Origin of the sequence: Candidatus Magnetobacterium casense (genome assembly GCF_019173545.1) — a bacterium.
Taxonomy (GTDB): Bacteria; Nitrospirota; Thermodesulfovibrionia; order Thermodesulfovibrionales; family Magnetobacteriaceae; genus Magnetobacterium; species Magnetobacterium cryptolimnobacter.
This window is the reverse complement of the sequence record NZ_JABXWD010000228.1, coordinates 1-5,727: the sequence shown is the minus strand read 5'-3', so window position 1 is coordinate 5,727 and position 5,727 is coordinate 1. Positions and strand designations below refer to the sequence as shown.

The 5,727-nt window shown below is 49.9% G+C and carries 4 protein-coding genes; 2 read left to right on the top strand and 2 right to left on the bottom strand.

All coding sequences use genetic code 11. The features are described from left to right. Positions 1-72: 72 nt before the first annotated feature. Positions 73-246 (top strand): zinc ribbon domain-containing protein, encoded by a 174-nt coding sequence (locus HWQ67_RS20570; protein WP_218252908.1) that lies wholly within the window; start codon positions 73-75, stop codon positions 244-246. 79 nt (positions 247-325) lie between these two features. On the opposite strand, the gene HWQ67_RS11875 is transcribed toward HWQ67_RS20570, so the two are convergent. Together HWQ67_RS11875 and HWQ67_RS11870 are read right to left on the bottom strand one after the other, a co-directional pair. Continuing rightward, a complete protein-coding gene (locus tag HWQ67_RS11875; RefSeq protein ID WP_255317252.1) occupies positions 326-1,135 on the bottom strand; it encodes a slipin family protein in 810 nt (269 codons plus the stop codon). A 62-nt stretch (positions 1,136-1,197) separates the two neighbouring features. Continuing rightward, a complete protein-coding gene (locus tag HWQ67_RS11870) occupies positions 1,198-2,505 on the bottom strand; it encodes an NfeD family protein (protein WP_218252906.1) in 1,308 nt (435 codons plus the stop codon). Between the two features lie 427 nt (positions 2,506-2,932). Here HWQ67_RS11870 and HWQ67_RS11865 point away from each other — a divergent pair, with 427 nt between their 5' ends. Then, positions 2,933-5,527: an FG-GAP-like repeat-containing protein gene (locus tag HWQ67_RS11865; RefSeq protein ID WP_218252905.1), complete on the top strand. Its 2,595-nt coding sequence runs from the start codon at positions 2,933-2,935 to the stop codon at positions 5,525-5,527. Positions 5,528-5,727: the final 200 nt, after the last annotated feature.

Below are 5,727 nucleotides of genomic sequence, written 5' to 3'. Positions count from 1 at the left end.
TGTTACCTCAATGTAATACTATTATACAACAAACAGAGATATATTTGCTATGAAATTCCTTATGAATAAACAATCCACCCCTACTTTTTTACTGCGAAAGTTGAGTTATTTAAGTGTAGAAGTTGTGGCTATACAGCGGATGCAGATTATAATGCGTCTTTAAATATCTTGAATCGGTTTAGACCACAGGTGCATATGGTCCCTGTACACAAAAACCAATTAGAGAAATGTAATATTTTTCTATAAAATTGGTAACTATTGACATAATTATCCATCCTTCTTAATCAAGGAGGGATGGGACAATGCCACCCCCCTTGTTTTTTTCTTATTGTTGAGGAGGCCGCGTTGGTAGTTTCACCGCTGGTGCCGGCCTTTCATCGTTGCGTTTAAAGAAATCAAGAAAGGGTGTAATTAAATCTATAGGCAGCGGAAAGATGATCGTGGAATTCTTTTCGGCTGATATTTCGGTCAAGGTCTGCAGATAACGCAGTTGAAGCGTACCGGACTCCGATGCAATGATCTTTGCGGCGTCGGCCAGTTTTTGAGCCGCTTGCTGTTCACCCTCGGCATGGATGATCTTGGCCCTGCGCTCACGTTCGGCCTCGGCCTGCTTGGCAATAGCCCGCTGCATTTCGGCGGGGAGGTCTACGTTTTTTGTCTCCACGGCGGTGACCTTTATGCCCCAGGGTTCTGTTTGCTGATCTATGATCCTCTGTAGTTCGGAGTTGATTTCGTCTCGCTTGGACAACAGGTCGTCAAGATGACTCTGCCCCAGGACGCTTCTGAGCGTGGTCTGGGCTATCTGACTGGTACCAAAGTAGTAGTCCTCTATCTCCGTTACCGCCCGTATGGGGTCAATAACCCTGAAGTAGACTACGGCATTGACCTTGACCGTGACGTTGTCCTTTGTTATTATATCCTGCGAGGGGACATCCATCGTCACCGTCCTGAGACTCACCCTGACAAGTTTGTCAAGAACCGGCAGGATCAAGACCAATCCCGGCCCCCTGAGCGGAACAACACGCCCTAACCTGAAAACAACACCTCGCTCGTACTCATTCAGTATCTTAACCGCACTCCATAGAAAAAACATCACTGCAAACAACACAAACATTGCATACGATCCTGAAAACATTTATAAACCTCCCTTGTATATTTTTTTATGGACTATCCGTCATAACTCCTGATACACGCCTGCTATAGCCGTTGCGGGTCGTAGCCACTCGTACCCGTTTCCGTTACCTTGAGGGTTAACCCTGAGACACCAACCACGGTAATCTCCTTTCCCTTGTCGATGTGATGTTCGCTACAGGCCCTCCACAGCTCCCCCCGCACCATAACCATGCCCTCATGTGCCAGGATGTCGGTCTGCGAACTACCCGTCATACCGATAATGGCATCCGCACCGGTTAATGGCCTCCGTCTCCACGCCTTGTAGGCAAGCCCTATCAGGACGGCAAAAAATACAGTCGTTGTCAACACCGCCAGTATCACCAGGTGTATCGAGAGCTTTAAAAAAGGCGACGACGACTCAAAGAGCATGAGAGAACCTATCGTCATTGAGATGATCCCCCCGATTGTGAGAACCCCGTGCGATGTTACCTTAATCTCCAGCACAAACAGTATGACGGCAAGGATTATCAGCATCAGTCCTGCGTAGTTAACCGGCAGGTTCTGGAGGGCATAAAAGGCAAGGATGAGACATATGGCCCCAACGATCCCCGGCAGGATTGCCCCGGGGGTTGTCAGCTCAAAGAACAAGCCGTAAAAGCCCAGAATCAATAATATATAGGCCACATTGGGATTGGTGATTGTGCTCAGTATAGACAGGCGCAGACCCATCTCTTCGTATGTTACTTTTGCATTTTTTGTTCGGAGGGTGATGTCTTTATTGTCGATTTTTATGGATTTACCGTCTATTTTGTTGAGGAGGTCGTTGACGTTTTCGGCCACGACATCGATGATGTTCTGTGCCAGGGCCTCGGAGGCGGTAATGGAGACGCTTTTTCTGACGGCGTCTTCTGCCCATTTAGCGTTTCTGCCGCGAGCGACGGCCAGGGACTTTATGTATGCCACGGAGTCGTTTGTGACCTTTTCGGCCATGGTGTCATCCATCTTGGTTCCCATTGCCACGGGATGGGCAGCCCCGATGTTGGTCCCCGGAGACATGGCGGCCACGTGCGCGGCCATCGTTATAAAGACCCCCGCAGAGGCTGCCCTGGCCCCCGAGGGTGAGACAAACACGACAACTGGCGTCTTGCTTGCGTTGATATCCTTGACGATTGCGCGCATAGACGTATCCAGCCCCCCCGGTGTGTCAAGCTCAATGACAAGCGCCTCGTAGTGGTCTGCGTTGGCCTCGTTGACCCTGGCGATGCTCTTGGTGATGAACTCGGAGGAAACAGGGTCTATCACGCCATTGACCTTGATGACCATAACCGATTCTCCGGCAAAGGCCGGTGTTGTCAGGGCTATGGCCAAGATGAGAAAAAAGAGCCTCTTCATGCTTACTATATTACAGTAAGACATACACAAAATTCAACCCCTGCAACAGGGATAAGTAACCGAGCATAAGTAGCTATAACGGGAAGAAGGGGTCAAGGGGACTAGTCCCCTTGCAGGGGGTTCTAAAGGGGGGCGGAGCCGCCCCTTTCTTTCTTTTCTTAGGGGTGAACTATTGTTATACATATTTATGCTCTTTTGCTTATCGCATTTGACCAGGAGGTATGATTGCAGCAACAATATCGAGGGTGTCAGTAGGGACTCTTTAGGATACGTTTTTTTATTCAGCCTTCAAAAATTGTCGTCCGGGTGACATATTTTTACATATTCCAACCTGTATACTAATTTTTACTGAGCAATCCTTATGGCTTACTCAGTGCGTGTCGTTCAGACATGCAGTGAAAGAAAGTTAAATGGAGGTAGTGTATCAATGGTCAAGAGATTTTTGTTGTTGCTGATGTCAGTGTTGTTTGTAACCACACATACATTCGATGTGGCCGCTACGGAGACCTATGAGTTTGTAACTAAGTGGGGTACCCTGGGTACGGGAGACGGACAGTTTAATACGCCTTTTTCCGTTGCAACAGACAGTGCGAGCAACGTTTATGTAACCGACCCCGGTAATAGCCGCATACAGAAATTTAGCAGCAGCGGCGCTTTTATCACGAAGTGGGGTAGCAAGGGGACAGGCAACGGTCAGTTCGATGTTCCCCATGCAATTGCAATAGACCCTCAGGGGTATGTCTACGTGGCAGACGCAGGTAATCATCGCATCCAGAAGTTTAATGCCAGTGGGGCATTTGTTGCCCAATGGGGTTCATACGGCAGTGGAGATGGTCAGTTCGACTTACCTGAGGCAATAGCGGTTGATAGTTCAGGCAATGTCTATGTTGCCGAGTTTGGCAACGCCAGAGTACAAAAGTTTACATCAACGGGTGTGTTTCTGACAAAGTGGAACGTATTTGCCCAGGGAACCACGGGGTCTTCTGTAATGTCTCAGGGGATTGCAGTAGATGGTTCGGGTAAGGTATATGTCTCTGATTGGTACAGTTCCCACATCCTGGTTTATAATTCATACGGCTCGTTCTATGAGAAGTGGGGCAGCATTGGCGCCTTTGATGGTCAGTTCAGCGGGCCCATGGGGTTGGCAACAGACAGTGCAGGAAAGATATTTGTCGCAGATGTGAAAAACAACCGTATCCAGAAGCTTACTTCCGGCGGTATCTTTCAGAGCAAGATCACTGGCGCCTCCGCAGGTGACAACTTCCTGAAACCCTATGGCATGGCGGTAGACTCCTCCGGTAACGTCTATGTTGCTGATACCGGCAACCATCGTATCGTAAAGTTTACCTTGCCAAGCGCCCCTGTTACCTATACGGTTACGGGTTCTGTAAACGGAGGCAATGGTACGATCAGTTGCACCTCGCCAGTGGTTTCCGGCAGCAGTGCCAAGTGTACAATTGCTGCCAATGCCGGTTATTCGTTGTGGAACATGTATGACGGTAAGATAAATGTAACCACACAGGTGGTCAACAACGTTTATACAATAAGCAGCGTAACGGCGAATCATACGGTGACGGCGACCTTTGCCCCTTCCTGTAATGGCGCCTTCACGCTCGTCCCGGCAAGCAGGCAATTCACCCAGGGGGCGGGCAGTGACAGCGTAAGCGTGGTGGGGCCAGGCAACTGTACGTGGACGGCTGTCAGTAACGACGCCTGGATATCTATCACGTCACGCAGCGCCACAGGAACCGGTAATGGTACGGTAGAATATGCCGTTTCGGCAAATACGAGCACAAGCACCCGAACCGGTACCATAACCATAGCGGAGCAGACCTTTACTGTCACGCAGACAGGACAGACGGCAACATACACCCTCACGGTTACAAAGGCGGGCACGGGAGACTGTACGATAACGTCCTCACCGAGTCCGCTTACATGGAACGGCAATATCGGACTGATCGATTATGCGGTCAATACCCAGGCAAGTCTTACCGCCACACCCGCCTCAGGCTCAATCTTTATGGGCTGGACGGGGTGTGATTCCTCCTCCACCGCAAGTACATGTACCGTGGTGATGGCAAGTGCAAAGGGCATCACGGCTCAGTGCAACAAGGCTGGGGTAAGGTACGACTTTAACGGCGATGGCAGAAGCGATCTCGTCTTTGAGCATTTCTGGGACAACCACGTATACATGTGGCTCGTAAACGGGTTAAGTCATACCGGTAAATACGTGTATCAGAATCTCCCCAAGGTGTGGCGGATCGTCTCCGTGGCCGACTTTAATGGCGACGACAAGGCTGATATCCTGTTGCAGCACACCGACAATGGCGCACTTGTCATCTGGCTGCTCAATGGCAACTCCATTGCTGATGCTGATTACGTGGCCCTTAGTGTTGGAGCAGAGTGGCAGGTTGCCGGTACGGGGGATTTCGATGCCAATGGCAAGGCCGATATCCTGTTCAGAAACTCCACAACCGGAGACACCTACCTCTGGTTTATAAGCAACACCTCAATTGTGGGCGCCGATTACGTTATGAAGAGCCTGCCGCTACATTGGCAGATCAAGGCTGTTGGTGATTTCGACGGCAATGGCAAGGCCGATATCCTGCTGTACAACGTTTCCACCGGAGATGTGTTTATCTGGTTTATGGATGGTACCAAAATTGTATCGGGTGATTTCGTGACCAAGGGGTTGCCTTCCTCCTGGCAGCTCAGTATGGTGGGTGACTTCAACGGCGATGGCAAGGATGATGTTGTGCTGCGAAATATAACCCTCGGCGCCGTAGTTGTCTGGCTTATGGATGGCAAGAATATATCGCCGGGCAGTAACTTTGTAGCATCCGGTATGACCTACAAGTGGAAGATCAGGGCCGTGGGCGACTACGATGGCGATGGCAAGACCGACATGGTCTGGCAGCACGATGATACTGGGGATGTCGCTGGATGGTTTATGGATGGTGCCTCCATACGCGAAGCCGGTTATCTGGTACATGGGCTTAACAGTGATTGGGAATTTAAGTAGGGAGCCATAGCGCTCCTTCTTTCTTTGATTGGTTGTGGCGTTGCCTATTTTTTACAGCAAGCATTTTTTGTATCCTCTTTATATTTCATGATAACTATACTTTAAGGCAAGAAAGAAAGGGGCGGCTCCGCCCCCCTTCAGAACCCCCCGCAAGGGGACCAGTCCCCTTGACCCCATTTTACCATGCTTTTTTAAGAGGA

Excerpts from the sequence above, each read along its gene's own strand:
- HWQ67_RS11875 (WP_255317252.1), bottom strand. The coding sequence starts at position 1,135 with ATGTTTTCAGGATCGTATGCAATGTTTGTGTTGTTTGCAGTGATGTTT.
- HWQ67_RS11870 (WP_218252906.1), bottom strand. The coding sequence starts at position 2,505 with ATGAAGAGGCTCTTTTTTCTCATCTTGGCCATAGCCCTGACAACACCG.
- HWQ67_RS11865 (WP_218252905.1), top strand. The coding sequence starts at position 2,933 with ATGGTCAAGAGATTTTTGTTGTTGCTGATGTCAGTGTTGTTTGTAACC.